Below are 15,324 nucleotides of genomic sequence, written 5' to 3'. Positions count from 1 at the left end.
AAACACCCCCCAGCCCCTTCGGGGAGGTGCCGTGCATTTTGCACACCCCTGGTTTTTGCCTCATTATGCATGGCAGCGCTGCTGACCCTGATTTGGCGCCGGTCTTCGGCACTCTGCCGCCCTGATGCAACAGACGGTATAATAGGGCAAAGAGCCTGAAGCGTCCTTTGAGGTCACACGACGGGCTATCCTTGATCTTTTAGATTGCGGAGGGATCGAACATGTTGAGTAAGCCAAACAAGACGTTGGGGGTCTTAGGAGGGATGGGGCCGGCCGCGGCCGCGGAGTTCCTTCGCCTGCTTGCGGAGGGCGCGCCGGCGGCGAGCGACGCGGAGCACCCGCGCACAATCCTGCTGTCGGACCCCGACGTCCCGGACCGCAGCGACGGGATCATGGGCCTCGGCCCGGACCCGCTGCCGGCGATCAAGAAGGACCTGCTGCAGCTGGTGGAGTGGGGCGCGGAGGTCCTGGCCGTCCCCTGCAACACGGCCCACTTCTTCATCGACCGTTTCCGCGAGGAGCTCTCCGTGCCGCTGGTGCACATCGTGGAGGCGACGGTGAACGCCGCCCGGCGCGCCAGTCCGGAAGGAGCGTGGCTTGTAGCCACCTCCGGCACCCAGAAGAGCCTCATCTACCCCGCCTGCGCCGAGAAAGCGGGCTACCTGTTCCTCCGTCCTTCGAGGGAGCAGCAGGAGTGCGTGCAGCAGAGCCTGCGCGCCGTGAAGGCCGGGGACATGGGGCGCGCCGCGGAGCTCCTGAAGGAGGTGGTGGAGGCCCTGTGGCGGGAAAAGGACCTCCCCATCACGACGGCCTGCACGGAACTGCCCCTGGCCTACGCGGCTGCGGGCCTGCCGCCGGACCGGCAGATATCGAGCCTCCAGGCCCTGGCGGATGCGTGCCTCGACCTGCTCTACGAGCGCGGGGACGGCGCGGCGGGCTGGGGCGTCGGCGCCTTCATGCCCAGGTAGGGGGCGCCAGGGGCGCTTTGCAATTCGGCGCCGCTGTTATAAAATGGAAATCCGAGAGGGTGCAGCGGCCCCCGACGGGGGCGGAGTTTTCCTTAACCGGAGGTGAGACAGGGATGCAGGTCATCCAGCAGACGCGCACGTCGGTGAACGTGTCGGGGTACGTTGACCGACTGGAGCACGGGATCGTCCGAAAGCACCTTGAGGTCCAGCTGGAGCACGTCAAGGAACCCGTGTACGTTCAGCGTCCAATCATCGACGACCTGAACTCGCAGGTCATCGTTCACGATCAGGTGGAGCAGTACGTCTGACGTCCGCGCCGCGCCTTTGTGCGCGGCGCGGACCGGTTTTGGCGAGGAGGTCCCGAATGAGAAAGGTGTTTCTGCGGCTCGCCGCGCTTGCGGCAGCCTGTGCTTTCGCCGGTCCGGCCGCGGCTGCCCGGCACGTCCCGGGGGAGGTCCTGGCGGTCTTCAAGGGCGAGGAGGGCACGAAGGTCGTGGCATCGTCCCTGCACCTGGGGCGGGAGGCGTTTCGCGCGGCGTCGCTGGCCGCCGCCGTGGGGGCGCGCGTCGAGGAGACCTACGCGGAGCTCTCCGAGGCGGGAAACGGCGTCTTCGTCCTGCTCAAGTCCGACATCCTCTCCCCGGAGGCGTTGACGGCGCGCCTCCTCAAGCGGGAGGACGTCCTGGCCGCGTCGCCCAACTTCATCGTGCGGGCGTCCGTCACGGAGCCGAACGACCCGTTTTATGCGTCGGGGGCCCTCTGGAACCTCAAGGCCATCCGCGCGCCAGAGGCCTGGGACACGACGACGGGCAGAGGGGACGTCTGCGTGGCCGTCCTGGACACGGGCGTCGACTATACGGCGCTTGAGCTGGCCCCCAACTTCAGGCGCGACCTGAGCCGTAATTTCTACAAGGACGGCGGCACCTCCAGGGCGGACCCGGAGGCCTATGCGGACCGGAACGGGCACGGGACCCACGTGGCCGGCACCATCGGCGCAGCGGGGAACAACGGCAGGGGCGTGACGGGCGTGAACTGGAGCGTGGGGCTCATCTCCCTCAGAACCCTGGGGCCGGATGGGTCAGGGCCCGTAAGCGGGATCGTGGACGCGCTCAACTTCCTGACCAAACGGCTGGAGGAGGACGCCAGCCTGAAGGTGGCGGCCGTCAACCTGTCGTTCAACTGGTTTTCCTCCATGCCCCCCACGCTGGCAAACCAGCGCAAGGACCCGGTGTGGCGCGCGTTCAAGGCGCTGGACTCCCTGAACCGGACCGTGATCGTGACGAGCGCCGGAAACGATGGACTTGAGGTGGGTGTCCTCGCGCCGGCGGACGGTCCGAAGGGCGCGGACGGCACACCGACGTACGAGAGGGGCGATTACGTCTACAGCTCCTCTTACAGGGGAATCCACAACCTGATCGTCGTGGGGGCGTCCTCGCAGAACGGCTCCCTCGCCAACTTCAGCAACTGGAGCCGCAACTTCGTGGACGTCGCGGCTCCGGGCGTGTCCATCCTCAGCACGACGATCGCCGCCTACGAGCACTCCACCCGCGTCGGAGATGGAACCGTGATGGCCACCATGAACGGCACCTCCATGGCGGCCCCCCACGTGGCGGGGGCAGTGGCACTGCTGAAGGCCGCAGACCCCGCCCGAACGGCGTACCAGGTCCGGACAGCGCTGCTCCATGGCGCGGCGGTGAAGTCGGTCCTCGTGGGCAAAGTGGCCGGGGGACGCTTCCTGGATTTGAAGGGAGCGCTGGACTACCAGGCCGCACACCCGGAACTGGCCTCCGAGGCGCCCCGGACGGAGTATGACGAGCGAATCAAGGACGCGGACGGCACCTCCTCCTCAGGGGGAGCGGGATGCGATGCGGCAGGCCTTGGCGCGTTGGGGTGGGGCCTTGTGGCCCTGCTTGCGGTCGTGGGTCGTCGAAGGTAGCCCATCGCGGCGGCACGACGACGGGCCTGGAGGAACCTCCAGGCCCGTTCTTTTTTGGCCCAGCGCTTACCCCACCGCCCGGCGCGGCTGAGCGGCCAGCCCGCCCTGGGATGTCTCGCGGTACTTCGCGCTGAGGTCCTTTCCGGTCTGGTACATGGTCGAGATGACCTCGTCCAGGCTGATGAGGGGCGGGGTGCTGCGGTGCATGGCCATGTGGGCGGCGTTGATGGCCTTCACCGCCGCGACGGCGTTGCGTTCGATGCAGGGCACCTGCACCAGCCCCGCGATGGGGTCGCAGGTCATGCCGAGACAGTGCTCCATGGCGATCTCCGCCGCCGTCGTCACCTGCCGCGGGCTGCGGCCCGACAGCTCCGTCAGCCCCGCTGCGGCCATGGAGCAGGCGACGCCCACCTCCCCCTGACAGCCCACCTCCGCCCCCGAGATGGAGGCGTTGGCCTTGAACAGCAGGCCGATGGCGCCGCAGGTCAAGAAGTAGCGCGTGCGGTCCTCCGGCGTCGTGGAGCGGACGTAGCGGTTGTAGTACTCCAGCACCGCGGGGACGACACCGCAGGCGCCGCTGGTGGGGGCGGTCACCATGCGTCCGCCCGCCGCGTTCTCCTCGCTCACCGCCAGGGCAAAGACGTTGACCCAGTCCAGAATCTGCATGGGGTCCGAGGACAGGGGCCTGTCGGAGGAGAGCATCCGCAGGAGAGGAGCGGCGCGCCTCGCGACGTGCAGCCCACCCGGCAGGATGCCCTCCGTCCTCATGCCGCGCTCCATACAGGCGCTCATGAGGGCCCAGATGCGCTCGAAGTGGGCCTGGACGTCAACGCCGGGGTGCAGGGCCCGCTCGTTCTTCATGACCAGCGTGGAGACGGAGAGGCCGTGTTCCGCACAGACCGCGATCAGCTCGTCCGCCGAGGCATAGGGATAGGGCACGTCGCCCGATACGCCGTCCGGAGCGTCGAAACGGGCCGCCTCCACGACGAATCCACCCCCGATGGAGTAGTAGGCGTTCGAGTGGAGCTCCGTGCCGTCGGGCCCCAGGGCGTGCAGGACGAGGCTGTTTTCGTGCAGCGGCAGCTGCTTCGGGAGAAAGGCGATGTCGCGCTCCGGATCGAAGGGGATGGAACGCCCGTCCTCCAGGCGGGGGAAGGCCCCCAGGGGCAACCGACGGGTGCGGTCCACGAGGTCCACGAACTCCTGAATGACGTCCGGGTCTGCCTCCTCAGGCTTGACGCCCCAGAGCCCCAGCAGCACGGCGCGGTCCGTCATGTGCCCCTTCCCCGTCAGGGCCAGGGAGCCGTGGAGGTCGCAGCGGACGCTGCCGACCCGCTCCAGGAGCCCCATGGCCCTCAGCTCTTCGAGGAAGCGCAGCGCGGCGCGCATGGGCCCCATCGTGTGCGAACTCGACGGACCGATGCCGACCCTGAAGATGTCAAAGACGCTCTGCATGGCGGGCCTCGTCAGTCAGCGTGTCCGGTCCGCGCAGGCCGGACCTGCCCCGGTCCGGAGGGAAGGGCGCCCGCGAGGACCCGCGCAGCGCCCGGCAGCAGAGCAACGTCAATCCAAAACGCCATAACTCTCACGTCTCCTCATCATAATAAGGTTATTAGGATAGGGCTGCAGCCCCTCCGCGTCTCCCGAACGATACGGTGGAAGGGCGTGCGAATAAAAATTGCGGCCCGCCGCTGGGGACGGACCGCGAACCTTCTCTGTTTTGGCGGCTCAATACCTGCGGTCGAGCTTCGTGCCGACGCCGAAGACCTCCAGGGTGGACTCCATGAGCTCCTGCTGCGTCCGGATCAGGTAGGCCCCCAGCTTCATCTGGACTTTGGCCCGGCCCAGGTCCATGGCCGACTTCGCTACGTCCATGGGGTTCAAGCTGCCGGAGGCGATGTCCTCCGCCGCCGCTGCCGCCGCGCTCATGGACTTCTGCATCAGCTCCAGCCCGGCCTGCCCCAGACGATCGTAACCGTTGACGTTCATCGCATCTTCCTCCTTGAAGAACATGTGCTAAGATATGCTTGATTTTATCAGAGGGCCGCGCCAAATACAACCGGCTCGTTCGGCCCTGATCTTGAGAGAGGTGTTTGTCGATGTTGGAGGCCATGCGGCGTCGCCGCAGCATTCGGAAGTTTGAGGGCAGGAAGGTGGAGGACGGGGACGTCACCCGTCTCATGGATGCGGGGCTCGTCGCTCCTACGGGGAAGAACACCCTGTGTACGGAGTTCTTCGCCGTCACGGACAAGGCGAAGATCGAGCGGCTCGCCCAGTGCCGCGACGGCATGGCGGCCTCCTCACTGAGGACGGCGCCGCTGGCCATCCTCGTGGCGGGCCGGCACAAAGACAGCGACGTCTGGAGGGAGGACGCCTCCGCTGCGGCCGCGTTCGTTCTTCTGGAGGCCACGGAGATGGGCCTCGGCGCGTGCTGGGTCCAGGTTTTCCAAAGGCCCTGCGGGTCGGGGACGTCAGAGGAGGCGGTGCGCCGCATCCTCGGCATCGACCCCGAGTTCTCGATCCTCTGCGCCATCGCCGTCGGATACCCGGCGGAGGAGAAGGAGCCCCGCAACCTGGAGACGCTGGACCGCTCGCGGGCACATCGCCTCTAAAAACGCCCGGGGCGCGAACCTGCGGACGAAAAGAGGACCGACCTGGGGTCGGTCCTCTTGCTTTGAATGGGCGGATGGCATCGGCCGCTCCCGGAACGCTGAGGGTTACGACAAGCCTGCGTGTGCGTCTTTTTTCAGGGCGTCGATCTCATGAGAAGTCAGCCCCGTGAGCTCTGATATCTGAGCCACGGGAAGCGGCACGGCAAGCATCCGGCGCGCTACTTCCATAAGGCCCTTCAGACGCCCTTCCTGACGGCCTTCTTGGCGTCCTTCTTCGCGGCCTTCTTCATGGCCCATCACGCGCCCTTCCGCGCGCCCTTGCGCGCGCCCCTGCGCACGGGTCTGCTCCAGCTCCTCATCCCAAAAGGACATCATCTCACTCTCCCCCTTTATCTCCCTGGCTCCCTTCCTGTACTGCTCCCAAAGCGCCCTGTCCTTCAAGTTGATGACCCTCGCGATAAACGCCAGAAGGTCGGACCGATCCTCCCGGCTCCAGCCCTTCGACACCAGAATCCTGGTGAGCTTCAGCAGGTAGATCAGCTTCTGCTGCTCCTCGTTGTCGTATGCCAACGCCTTTTTTGCCGCGTAAAGCGCCAGGTCGAACGGGTTGTCGCTCGCCAGGAGCCCCTCGTCGTCCAGATTCCACAGCTTGACGCAATTATAACTGTAGTGGAGGCGCGTCCCATACTGTAAAAAGTCGTAGACGCCCGGCGTTTCCGACTTCGGACGCGACGCGGTCAAAATTGCCAGCGCTATGGGGTTCTTGTCGTAGTGCGCGAAGAGCAGGCAGTAGTAGCGCATCATCCTCCGCGAGAGGTCCTCTCCGCCCCTGCCCTGAACCTCGATGTGCAGCAGCACCCACTGTTCGCCGCCGTCCTTCAGCGGGATTTTCAGCAGGGTATCGACGAACTTCGCCGACACCTGTTCCTCGTCGCCCGGCTTCGGCAGGGTGTCCTGGAGTTCCTTGTCGAGCGGCGTGGCCTCCTGCTCCAGATCCGCATCCCTGTACAGGTCGGGAATGGCGCTCCTCAGAAGCTCCCGCCAAAACCTCCTGATGAGGGCCTTCCAGAAGCCGTCGTAGTCGAAACGCTCCGGCTTTTCCTGCATCGTCCGTTCGTCCATCCCGTCAACTCCATTCTCTGTGTCGCTACGGCTGTAACCCTCTTCGCCGTCGCGTCCCCGTTCGCTCCAAACGTGCTTCTCGGTCCGCTCCGTCACGACCTCACGGCCTTTGGAGGTCGCGTCACCCGCGGCACGCTGGTTCTTCAGCAGGCTGTCGCCGACCCAGGTTCGCTGAGGTCGTGAGAGAGAATTTTCACTTGCTTGACATCATCCAGTTTGAAGCTTTTTGTGTGCTCAATTAAGGTTTTTTTGTCATTCTCCGACAACTGATCCAAATCCCCGCCTTGAAAATATGTCATGGTTCGCAGGCTTTCAATAACCGGGAATCGATCTCCATAGATGGCACAAGCTCCGGACAGGCCTTCCGACAGGGAAGTCCCGCTGCGGAGTATGGCAGCGATATCTCTATAGTCCTTTGCCTCGACACGTTTCATGATTACAGCCGCTTTCATCGCAAGAAGATCCTTTAAAGATGCAACTTGAAGGATGCCATCATGCGTTAACAGAGGTTCTCCAATACGTCCAAAGGCAATCCCGCCAAAAAATGAAAGTTTTACGCCCTCCGTCGTCCGATAGGTGCGCGTATCCAGCTCGTTTTGCAGCAACTCCGCCATCTTTAAAAAAGGCATGGATTCCAACATTTTCTTTTCCATAGCCTCAGATAGAGGAAGGCGAGAGAAGAAGTCAAAGTCATTAGACACCCTGTGTCCAAGGTGCAGAGCAATCGCTGTGCCGCCATATAAGACGAATCCAAGCGCTCCACATGGGGACAGCTTATTCCAAAGCTCTCTTTGTGCTTCCGGCAGGATATCCAAATGCGCTTGAAACGTCTTCATGGCAGCTCTCTGACGGGCATGGCGGGAGCTTCTTTTCCCGTGATGCGACAATGCCAGAAGGACCAGGACTTTGGTCTGAACTGCCCGGCCTCCGCCTTTTCCAAAACCTCCATCAATTCATCTTGCGAAAAGAGCTTTTCGAGCTCTCGTGTATCTTCCAGGGTCCCTATATTCATCATCTGAGCTAAAATACGTTCAGGGTATTCCATCGCCTCATCCCTCGTCTTCCACCAGATGTATGAGCTCATCCGTGAAAGGAACTCCAGCTGTGCGCGACTGAATCGCTTTGTCGCCATCAAAAATTCCTCCTGACCGCAAAGTGGCTGCCCTCCGACGAGGCGCAGCATCCGCCATAAGCCGCACCCTAAGCACCGGGCGTCAGGCGGACTTTGCCTCATGGTCCTCTACGCCTGTCCTCAGTATACACCTTACGGAATGAGGCGATCGTTTGCGTTGAGCGTCAGCTATCCCGTCGCGTTCGCGCCGGAGAGGGCGACATTGGTAGGTGGTCAGGCTCCTGCCGGAATAGGGGGATTGCGCTGCAAAAAAACAGCGGCCAATCCCGCTTGAGATTGACCGCTCTTCTGAACCGTTATCATGGTGCGGAGGGGGGGACTCGAACCCCCACAGCTTTAGGGCCACAAGATCCTTAGTCTTGCGCGTCTACCAGTTCCGCCACCCCCGCACAACAAATCTATTATACCCGCAAGGAAGTGGACGTCAAGGGGGCTTTTCGTGCCCTTGTTGGGGGCGAACGCGTTGTGGCATCATGTGAACCCTGGGGCCCCTTGAATCGTATTACCAGGGTTCGATCAGGCTGTCTCTCCGTTCCGGCTCAAGGAGGCTATGCCCGTTAACCTCCGTGCCATCTATTTTTTGTCAAGCTCGGCCAACCTGTCCCTGGCCTCCTGGTTCCCCTGGTCCGCCGCCTTTTGATACCACTCCCTGGCCTTGGGAACATTCTTGCCTACGCCATCAGCGCCATTGGCGTAGAGGTCCCCCAGGGCCTTTTGCGCCTCAGCCATCCCCTGCTTTGCCGCCTCTTGGTAAAGTTCCAGGGCCTTGGGAACATTCTTGCCTATCCCGTCGCCCCTGGCGTAGAGGTCGCCCATGGCCTTCTTTGCCTCAGCCATCCCCTGCTTTGCCGCCTCTTGGTAAAGTTCCAGGGCCTTGGGAACGTTCCTGCCCACACCGTCACCCCTGGCGTAGAGGTCCCCCAGAGCCTTTTGTGCCTTGGCAAGCCCCTGGTCCGCCGCCTTGCGATACCATTCCGCAGCTTCCCCATACTCTCCCAGGAGACAATGGTTATCCCCCATGAGGCATTGCGCGGAGAGGTTCCCATCATTTGCCAGCTCGACAAAGCGACTCAGGGCTTTTCTCGGACACTCCCTGTCCTCCGCCCCATCACCATCCAGATCAATCTTTTCCACTAAAATTGTTTTCCATTCATCGGGGTTCAATGTGCCCTGTTTCATCAAATCCAGGATATGGCCGGAGACGTTCTTTTCGCAGCCGTAATCGATATTGTCGCGAATGCAATTCTCCCCCTCTGTTTTTCTGCCCAATTGAAAGTATGCGATGCCCGCAAAAAGTCTGCTGCCCCAGTCGTTTCGGGGCGCGTGTTTGCGGAGTGTCTCCAATTGCTTCGTAATGGCATCCGTATCCCATCTCCCTTTACGATCGGGAGCCATCAGCTTCTCGATACGGTATTTTGCGACCTCCAGCTTGTAGGGATCACTCTTCAGCACCGGACGCCATACCTCGTCGAATTGATCAAAACACCGGCACTCTTCCTCGGTATTCATAGCATCCCGCGCGGCTCTGCCGCGATAGAACCAATAGGGGGGGTAGACGCCAAACTCCCTCTCCAGGGAACGCAACATCCGAAGGCGTTGGGATGCATCGGATTGCCGCACCGCCTCGTAGAAATCATTCAAGCTGTCTTGAGTCAGGCGATATTCGTCAGGCAGCCCATACAGGTGCAACAGCGTCCACGACGATTTCAATAACCTTTTCTGTAATTCATTGCAATCCTCCATCTCCTTATCACTGATTTCCCAAAGTTTATCCTCCAGCTCCTCCCGTATTTCATTGATCGCCGCCTGGTAGCCGAAGTAGGCCGAGACACAGGAGACGGCAAGGCTGTCCAGAAAACTCCTGAGAGATTCTCCTTGAGCGCTGACACTGGAAAGCGATCTGACAAACTGTTGTTTCTCACGTCGGACGTAGCGTTTCCGAAACCGTTCCATCTGCTTACCGTTCAGCAACTTCCGGGTCATGAAATCCATCAGTTCCTCATAAAGATCGATCAAGTTGCTGTCGGGCGCGATCTCTCCCAACGACAGGTTGTTGATGATGTTCTGATACTCCTGCTCCAGGACGATACGGTCCTTCGTCTTCAAAATGCGGTGCACGGACACGATGGCCATGTTCAGGGTCAGCATCGTGTTGAGCCGATCGTAGTCCTCCTGGGCCCGTGCCGGCCCAACGGGCATGGCCTCGCACAGCAGAGCGGCGAGCAACAGTGCCGCGACCGATCGTTTCCAAACTCTTTCCATTGTCTTCCACATCGGTTTCACACCCTTTCAATCACTTTGCCCCGCGCCCTGTTCCGGCTCGACCAGGTGATGCCCCTGGCCTTCAGTTTTTCCTTGAAGCGTTCGTTCAGAATCTGGGGAATGCAGTATTTCAGCTTCTCCAACAGCAGTTCCGCCCGTTTCCGGTATGTGCGTCCACGCCCGTTTTTGAGCGCCTCCTTCAAATCCGCGTCGATTTTCTGAAGTCGTTCCGTTCGGTCGCCGCGCCTCAGGAGACGCTGCAATCCGTGATCGATCAAATCCCGCTCGATCGCGTCCGAGGCGGCAGGGCCGATATCAGAGGCGTCTCGTAATCGCCCGGCAGGTGCACGTCATGGATGATGGTGGCGACGGCACCCGCATAACTGGGGACATCCGGGGCTGTTTGCCGGCCTCACACAGGCTCGGTTCCCCTTGGCCCCCTCTGGTTACTCCTCAACCAAGACTGATTTCAGCAAGTCATCAAAAAAAACGTCGAGGAACTCCTTAAAATCGCCGCCTTTTTTGCGTTTTGATTTTGGAGCCAAAAAGAAAGTAATATCCCTGCGCTCGTCGTCGAACTTGATGTAGGGTTTCTTCTGCAAAGTCCCATCCAGACGCTTTCCCAGATCGGATACGTCAATACGGCGCCAGTTATCTTTTTTGACAAAAATGTACTTATCCAGCTTCTTACCCTCGGAAAGGTCCTCCATGTTGAGGAGAAGTACCTGATAACCTTCCTTCCCATCCCCGTAGAAAAAAGACAGGTACCCGAACCCCTTATCCTTTTGGGTATCGCTCTTTTCCAGGAGCTCATCCAGACGTTCTTCCAGTGCCTGCCTGTCTTCGGCGATTGGTTGCGTCGCACTCTCAAGGGAAACGCCGGGATTCTTCGTCGTATCTATAAACTGTGACAATTGATCATTTAAGTCATTTTTTAAGCTGCCCCAAGCCTCTATTCCGGCCTTCTTGGGGCTTATGGAGAAAAACTCTCCTCTATCCGTTTCATCCACAACCGAAGAAAAGTCCTTTCCGAGAGGTGACAATACGGTGATTTTAAAATTCTCCTTGAACACACTCACGTTTATCAACTTCTTCTCTTGGCCTCCCCGACCTCCTTGATCGCCCTTTTCAACCAACCATTTTTCGTTTTTCAGCTTCACAGTAAAATTTTCGGAGATTGCCTCTACTATTAAGAAGTCGACTAAGGAAGCCTTCTCCTTCCACGGCTCAGGAACCCACATAAGCCCAGCCAGGCCTTTGAGGTAGTCTTCTCCCTTGTTTTTGGAAAGAATGTCGATAATCGCCTCCCGTTTCTCCCTTCTTTTCTCTCTTCTTTCAGTGATTTCCGGATCCTCCGGGGAATTGGTGGAGGGTGAGGGGTCCCCTCCACCCCACCAGGAGTAGACAGGTTGAATGAGATATTTCTGGGAAAAATCACGAATACTGCCCCAACAACAGGCTACGCCAAAAGTCAGAGCTAGAGCCATCAGCAGGGCCGCGAGCTGGGGCATGCGCAGCTTCCTTTTTTTCGCAGCCTCTTCAGCCGGAGGGCAGAGCGGAGAAGAAAGACTTCTCAGATCCCAGACGTGTCCATCCACCATCAAATATCCCACGTCCTTTTTGGGCCATTTTAGTGAGGAGGAAAGGGGGAAGGGGACCTCCGTGGCCGAGGAAGCCTTTTCTCCGTCAAGGTAAAGCGTATCGGGTCTTACGGAGTCATCTTTGGCTATCCCCTCATCGCTGCCTTCCTTGCCTTCGGGGGAGACGCCAGGTTTTTCGGAGTTCTTTCGGGCTATCCGCTCCAGGTCGTTGGAGCTCCAAAGAGCCCGTGTCACCTCGGAAAGCGACAGAGCATGGACGACGTCCGCCGGCACGACGCAGGCGACCGTGGATATATTCGGTCGCCCCTTATGGTCGCTGCCGGGGAAGATGAAGCCCATCAACGTTCCCTCGTCCTGATCCTTTCCCCCGCCCTGCCAGGGCAGGAGGATCAGCCCCGCCTTCTTGGGCCGCTCCTGCTCCCGCTCCTGCTCCCGCTCCTGCTCCCGCTCCAGACTGGGAGACAGGGAAAAGTCTTTGAGCAGCAAACGGTAACGGCTGTCCAGCTTGCGTTGGTCGGCAAAGCTTTTCGAGGCGTGCTTGATCCCCCAATCCAGCCCGTGAACCCCCTCTTCGCCTGAGGTAAATACCCAGTACGCCAGGTTTTTGCAGATCATTTCGTCCCTCCTTCCTTTTACCAGGGACACTCCGGAATGCTCACGTTGGGCTTGAAGTCGATGGTCAGATAGTAGGCCCCTTCAAGAGTACGCTGCTGCAACTCTTTGTACCCCATAAAGCCCGAGGGGGTCGTTTTCCAGGTGATGAGTTCATCGTCCATCAGGATGTCTTCATCAAACACTTTAAAGGTGAGCTCCGGCGTCTCGACCGCCCACATAAATTCTATCCCTTCATTAAACTTGCATTCCGAAGTTTTTCCATCACCTTCAACCGTTTTGGTGCGAAAGATCTCCTTGTTCCCCATTGAAACCGTCACAAAAATGTCCGGCGTCTTCATCCCCCAAAAGTCAAAGGGCATGTCTTTGGCATCGCCGAAAGTCCCCTTGACCACATTCAACTTGCCTTTGACCCCTCCTTGAATGACGTTGAGGAAATCCCGAACCTTTGCGACGGTTTCCCTCTCGGCAGAGTCGGGCCATAGCTCAAGAAATGCGTCCAGCCTTTTGCGGCATTCGGCGACGTCCCTCCTGTCCCTCGTGTTGCGTCGTCTCGTGAAGTCCTCCCGGCAATCGGCGAGATGTTTTTCCTCCAATTCACCCATTATGGCCTTTTCCTTCCCTTCAAGCCAATTCGATAACGAGTCTGCCTTGAGCGGGAGGATCGTCTGCCGCAGCGCGTTCAGGGCCTTCTGGGCCTCTTGCTTACCCTCGGAGAAATCTTTGAGCTGGACAGCCTTGGAGGCTTCGCTCCCTACGTTTTCAAGCTCCATCTCGATGCGTTTCTGCAGGAGGTCTATCCCCTGCTGCTGCCGGTCGTCCTTATCCTTTCCCCCAAAGCTCGTAATCCTGTCGACCATCTCTTCCATGTTTTTAGAAGCATTGAGATCGCGAAGCCATTCCTGCCTCTGCTTTTCCCTGATGGATTCGACGCGCCCCTCCAGCTTGTCCCTAACCCCTGAGGTCATGGCGGGATAGCGGTCCAGGAGTTCTTGAAGGAGGTCTGCATCGTCGGCGTCCTTTTTCAACGCTTGCTCCACCAGGGCAGCGTAATGCTTCTCCAGGGCATTTTCCAGTTTTTCCCAACCTGTGGAGTCGAATTCCACCTTGTGACGCTCCAAGAGCGCCACGCCCTCCTCCGGCGACCGCGTGGAAGCTGCCTGGATCAAGGTATCCAGTTTTTTCTCAGCCCAGGACTTTTTCTGTGCATTCAGATAATCTTTACTGTCAGGAGAAAGTTTGGGATGATCCGTCAACTGTTCGGCTTTTTTGATATACACATCGAATGCCTCCGGCCCGACATCCAGAGACAGGACACCGCCCCACCGGCGCAGGCTGTTATCAATTCTCTCCTGGATATTCTTCTGCCAGCTTTCCGGGACATCATAATTCAGACAGTCCAAAACCGCGTTGAACATCTCGTCCGGCGACGCATTCTGTACTTGAGAATCCAGGTTCAGCAAGCGCCCCAGGTCGAAATACCACGCCTTGCGCTTCGCCAACTCGTAGTGCTGCGGCTGGATCTCGGCAAAGTGCGTGACGGAAAGATAGCGTTTCACCTTTTCCGCATCCTCCAAAAACGCAGGGCTTGCGTCGGGCGCCTTCTCCTCGTCAATGGCCTCCAGGGCGGCTTTTATCGGCGCGTAGATGGCGGCCTCATAAGCCTGATAAAGCTCCTCCCTCAAGGAAGGCAGCTTTTTGTCCGCCCTGAAAAAAGCGGGCAACCAGGACGGGGAGAAGAAGGCATCCACCTCCTGAAGGGCCTGTTCGTAACGGTCCTCCGTCCGCAGCCTGCCGACCCTTTCCTGCATTCCCCTCCATTGGCTTATGTCGTAGTAGTACATGCCACCCTCCAGGACAGCAAATATGGAGAGCGCCAGAGCGGCAATGATTTTTCTCAGAGTTCTTCCGTGAGCCGATCGGCTGTGGACCATCGCCTCGAAGAGGTCTTCCATCGGCTCGATGACCATGTCGGGCTGGTAATTCCGGGGGACGCTCTGGGGGGATTCCCACTTCCCGATGGCCTGGCTTTTATAGGCGTTGACGTATTTGCCTTTTTTATAGGCGGTTTTCTCAAGCCAATTCCCATGGTCCTGGGATTTTGACGCCGCCTTGAAGAGTGCGGAGTTCTTCTCTTTTAAGGTGTCCAGTGAAACGTCGGGGATCGTATCACCCTTTGTGAAGATAAACCATATCGGCACGTCCGAACGTCCCTTCAGGTCCCCCGACTTGTGCTCCCGAAGCTTCGAGATCGCCCTGGCAAACACGAGGTTGTCCTTCAAAACCCTTTCCGAATCGTTGACGAGGTCCTCTCCCGAGATGAAGAACAACGCTCCATCGGCTCGCTGGAGGTCCGGCAGAATTTTATTTTCCACCCACGCCTCCATGTCCTGCGTAAAGCCGCCCGGGATGTCGAACAGATCCACGTCCATCCCCAGGGAGTCGACGGAGAAGCTGAAATCCACACGCTCCGACGTCCCCTGCACCACCTCGTGTTTCTCGAAAAGCTGCTTTATGAGCTCCGCAATCCTGTCGACGGAGCTCTGTGACTTGACCATAATGGGCCGGCTGCCCCTCCCCAGGTTCGTTACGAGGTTGAAGTAGGACCCGAAGAAGATCGTTTTGCCGACCCCCGTTGCGCCCATCACCGCAATCTTGTATTTTCTGTTCACTCCAACCAATTCTCCCCTCTGCGCGCTTGCCGACCCCAGCCGAAAACAGTTCGATTTTTCACCCGGACCTTGTCGATTATAGCAATGTATACACAAAAATCAACTTTAAGGATACTATCCCCAATCCACAGGCTGTGACGGCCTTATCGAGGATCAAGCCCATCGTTGTAAAGGTTAACCCGACTCTGATACCAAATCGCTCTAGAGAAGGAAGGATTGATATAGCTAATCCTGAAAAACTCATACTAAATCGCGTCTAATAATGTGGATTGCCTCCCCTGAAAGGGGAGGTGCCGCCAAGGGCGGCTGAGGGCGAAGGAAGTCCGGGGGACTTCCGCAGCTCAGCCAGACGACGCAGCTGATGCAATCGCGTCAGCGATTGCGGCGCTGTGTTGGTCGGCTGTGCC

At 59.3% G+C, this 15,324-nt stretch carries 13 protein-coding genes and 1 tRNA gene; 4 read left to right on the top strand and 10 right to left on the bottom strand.

Features of this window, described 5'->3' with window-relative positions:
• The first annotated feature begins 221 nt into the window (after nt 1–221).
• The 3 genes from SY1_RS02645 to SY1_RS02635 all read left to right on the top strand — a co-directional run bounded on the left by SY1_RS02645 (nt 222) and on the right by SY1_RS02635 (nt 2,904).
• Nucleotides 222–968, top strand: coding sequence for an aspartate/glutamate racemase family protein (locus tag SY1_RS02645; RefSeq protein WP_208872631.1), 747 nt, complete (start codon nt 222–224; stop codon nt 966–968).
• A gap of 113 nt (nt 969–1,081) precedes the next feature.
• Entirely contained in the window at nt 1,082–1,276 is a 195-nt protein-coding gene (locus SY1_RS02640) for a hypothetical protein (protein ID WP_015556090.1), read from the top strand.
• Nucleotides 1,277–1,332: 56 nt separating this feature from the next.
• Entirely contained in the window at nt 1,333–2,904 is a 1,572-nt protein-coding gene (locus tag SY1_RS02635) for a S8 family serine peptidase (protein WP_015556089.1), read from the top strand.
• A gap of 66 nt (nt 2,905–2,970) precedes the next feature.
• Here SY1_RS02635 and SY1_RS02630 read toward each other — a convergent pair whose 3' ends face one another.
• Together SY1_RS02630 and SY1_RS02625 are read right to left on the bottom strand one after the other, a co-directional pair.
• Entirely contained in the window at nt 2,971–4,359 is a 1,389-nt protein-coding gene (locus SY1_RS02630; protein ID WP_015556088.1) for an L-serine ammonia-lyase, read from the bottom strand.
• Between the two features lie 273 nt (nt 4,360–4,632).
• Complete coding sequence (locus tag SY1_RS02625; protein WP_015556087.1) at nt 4,633–4,893, bottom strand: hypothetical protein; 261 nt, start codon at nt 4,891–4,893, stop codon at nt 4,633–4,635.
• 110 nt (nt 4,894–5,003) lie between these two features.
• Between SY1_RS02625 and SY1_RS02620 the strand changes: the two genes are divergently transcribed.
• Nucleotides 5,004–5,516, top strand: a complete 513-nt coding sequence (locus SY1_RS02620) for a nitroreductase family protein (protein ID WP_015556086.1) — start codon at nt 5,004–5,006, stop codon at nt 5,514–5,516.
• 105 nt (nt 5,517–5,621) lie between these two features.
• Here the strand turns inward: SY1_RS02620 and SY1_RS02615 are convergent, their stop codons facing one another.
• The 8 genes from SY1_RS02615 to SY1_RS02580 form a co-directional block, all read right to left on the bottom strand.
• The gene (locus tag SY1_RS02615) at nt 5,622–6,638 is read right to left on the bottom strand and encodes an RpnC/YadD family protein (protein WP_015556085.1); all 1,017 of its coding nucleotides are present in this window, start codon (nt 6,636–6,638) and stop codon (nt 5,622–5,624) included.
• 143 nt (nt 6,639–6,781) lie between these two features.
• On the bottom strand, nt 6,782–7,474 hold the full coding sequence (locus tag SY1_RS02610) for a nucleotidyl transferase AbiEii/AbiGii toxin family protein (RefSeq protein ID WP_015556084.1): 693 nt from the start codon (nt 7,472–7,474) through the stop codon (nt 6,782–6,784).
• Nucleotides 7,471–7,770 (bottom strand): hypothetical protein, encoded by a 300-nt coding sequence (locus SY1_RS02605; protein WP_015556083.1) that lies wholly within the window; start codon nt 7,768–7,770, stop codon nt 7,471–7,473. Before SY1_RS02605 ends, SY1_RS02610 begins: the two co-directional genes overlap by 4 nt.
• Nucleotides 7,771–8,072: 302 nt before the next feature.
• Nucleotides 8,073–8,159: transfer RNA gene (locus tag SY1_RS02600), tRNA-Leu, on the bottom strand.
• Nucleotides 8,160–8,343: 184 nt separating this feature from the next.
• Nucleotides 8,344–10,044, bottom strand: coding sequence for an SEL1-like repeat protein (locus SY1_RS02595; protein WP_015556082.1), 1,701 nt, complete (start codon nt 10,042–10,044; stop codon nt 8,344–8,346).
• Nucleotides 10,045–10,049: 5 nt separating this feature from the next.
• On the bottom strand, nt 10,050–10,310 hold the full coding sequence (locus SY1_RS02590; RefSeq protein ID WP_208872630.1) for a hypothetical protein: 261 nt from the start codon (nt 10,308–10,310) through the stop codon (nt 10,050–10,052).
• Between the two features lie 168 nt (nt 10,311–10,478).
• The gene (locus SY1_RS02585; RefSeq protein ID WP_015556081.1) at nt 10,479–12,248 is read right to left on the bottom strand and encodes a hypothetical protein; all 1,770 of its coding nucleotides are present in this window, start codon (nt 12,246–12,248) and stop codon (nt 10,479–10,481) included.
• A gap of 17 nt (nt 12,249–12,265) precedes the next feature.
• Nucleotides 12,266–14,890 (bottom strand): C2 domain-containing protein, encoded by a 2,625-nt coding sequence (locus SY1_RS02580; protein ID WP_243440701.1) that lies wholly within the window; start codon nt 14,888–14,890, stop codon nt 12,266–12,268.
• Nucleotides 14,891–15,324 lie beyond the last annotated feature (434 nt).

The organism is Fretibacterium fastidiosum, from assembly GCF_000210715.1.
In the GTDB taxonomy this organism is placed as follows: Bacteria; Synergistota; Synergistia; order Synergistales; family Aminobacteriaceae; genus Fretibacterium; species Fretibacterium fastidiosum.
Note: the sequence above shows the minus strand (reverse complement) of the source record. Positions and strands in the feature narration are given on the sequence as shown.

Bases quoted from the DNA above. Each gene is read 5' to 3' on its own strand.
- SY1_RS02645 (WP_208872631.1), top strand. From the start codon at position 222: ATGTTGAGTAAGCCAAACAAGACGTTGGGGGTCTTAGGAGGGATGGGG.
- SY1_RS02640 (WP_015556090.1), top strand. From the start codon at position 1,082: ATGCAGGTCATCCAGCAGACGCGCACGTCGGTGAACGTGTCGGGGTAC.
- SY1_RS02635 (WP_015556089.1), top strand. From the start codon at position 1,333: ATGAGAAAGGTGTTTCTGCGGCTCGCCGCGCTTGCGGCAGCCTGTGCT.
- SY1_RS02630 (WP_015556088.1), bottom strand. From the start codon at position 4,359: ATGCAGAGCGTCTTTGACATCTTCAGGGTCGGCATCGGTCCGTCGAGT.
- SY1_RS02625 (WP_015556087.1), bottom strand. From the start codon at position 4,893: ATGAACGTCAACGGTTACGATCGTCTGGGGCAGGCCGGGCTGGAGCTG.
- SY1_RS02620 (WP_015556086.1), top strand. From the start codon at position 5,004: ATGTTGGAGGCCATGCGGCGTCGCCGCAGCATTCGGAAGTTTGAGGGC.
- SY1_RS02615 (WP_015556085.1), bottom strand. From the start codon at position 6,638: ATGGACGAACGGACGATGCAGGAAAAGCCGGAGCGTTTCGACTACGAC.
- SY1_RS02610 (WP_015556084.1), bottom strand. From the start codon at position 7,474: ATGAAGACGTTTCAAGCGCATTTGGATATCCTGCCGGAAGCACAAAGA.
- SY1_RS02605 (WP_015556083.1), bottom strand. From the start codon at position 7,770: ATGGCGACAAAGCGATTCAGTCGCGCACAGCTGGAGTTCCTTTCACGG.
- SY1_RS02595 (WP_015556082.1), bottom strand. From the start codon at position 10,044: ATGTGGAAGACAATGGAAAGAGTTTGGAAACGATCGGTCGCGGCACTG.
- SY1_RS02585 (WP_015556081.1), bottom strand. From the start codon at position 12,248: ATGATCTGCAAAAACCTGGCGTACTGGGTATTTACCTCAGGCGAAGAG.
- SY1_RS02580 (WP_243440701.1), bottom strand. From the start codon at position 14,890: ATGGGCGCAACGGGGGTCGGCAAAACGATCTTCTTCGGGTCCTACTTC.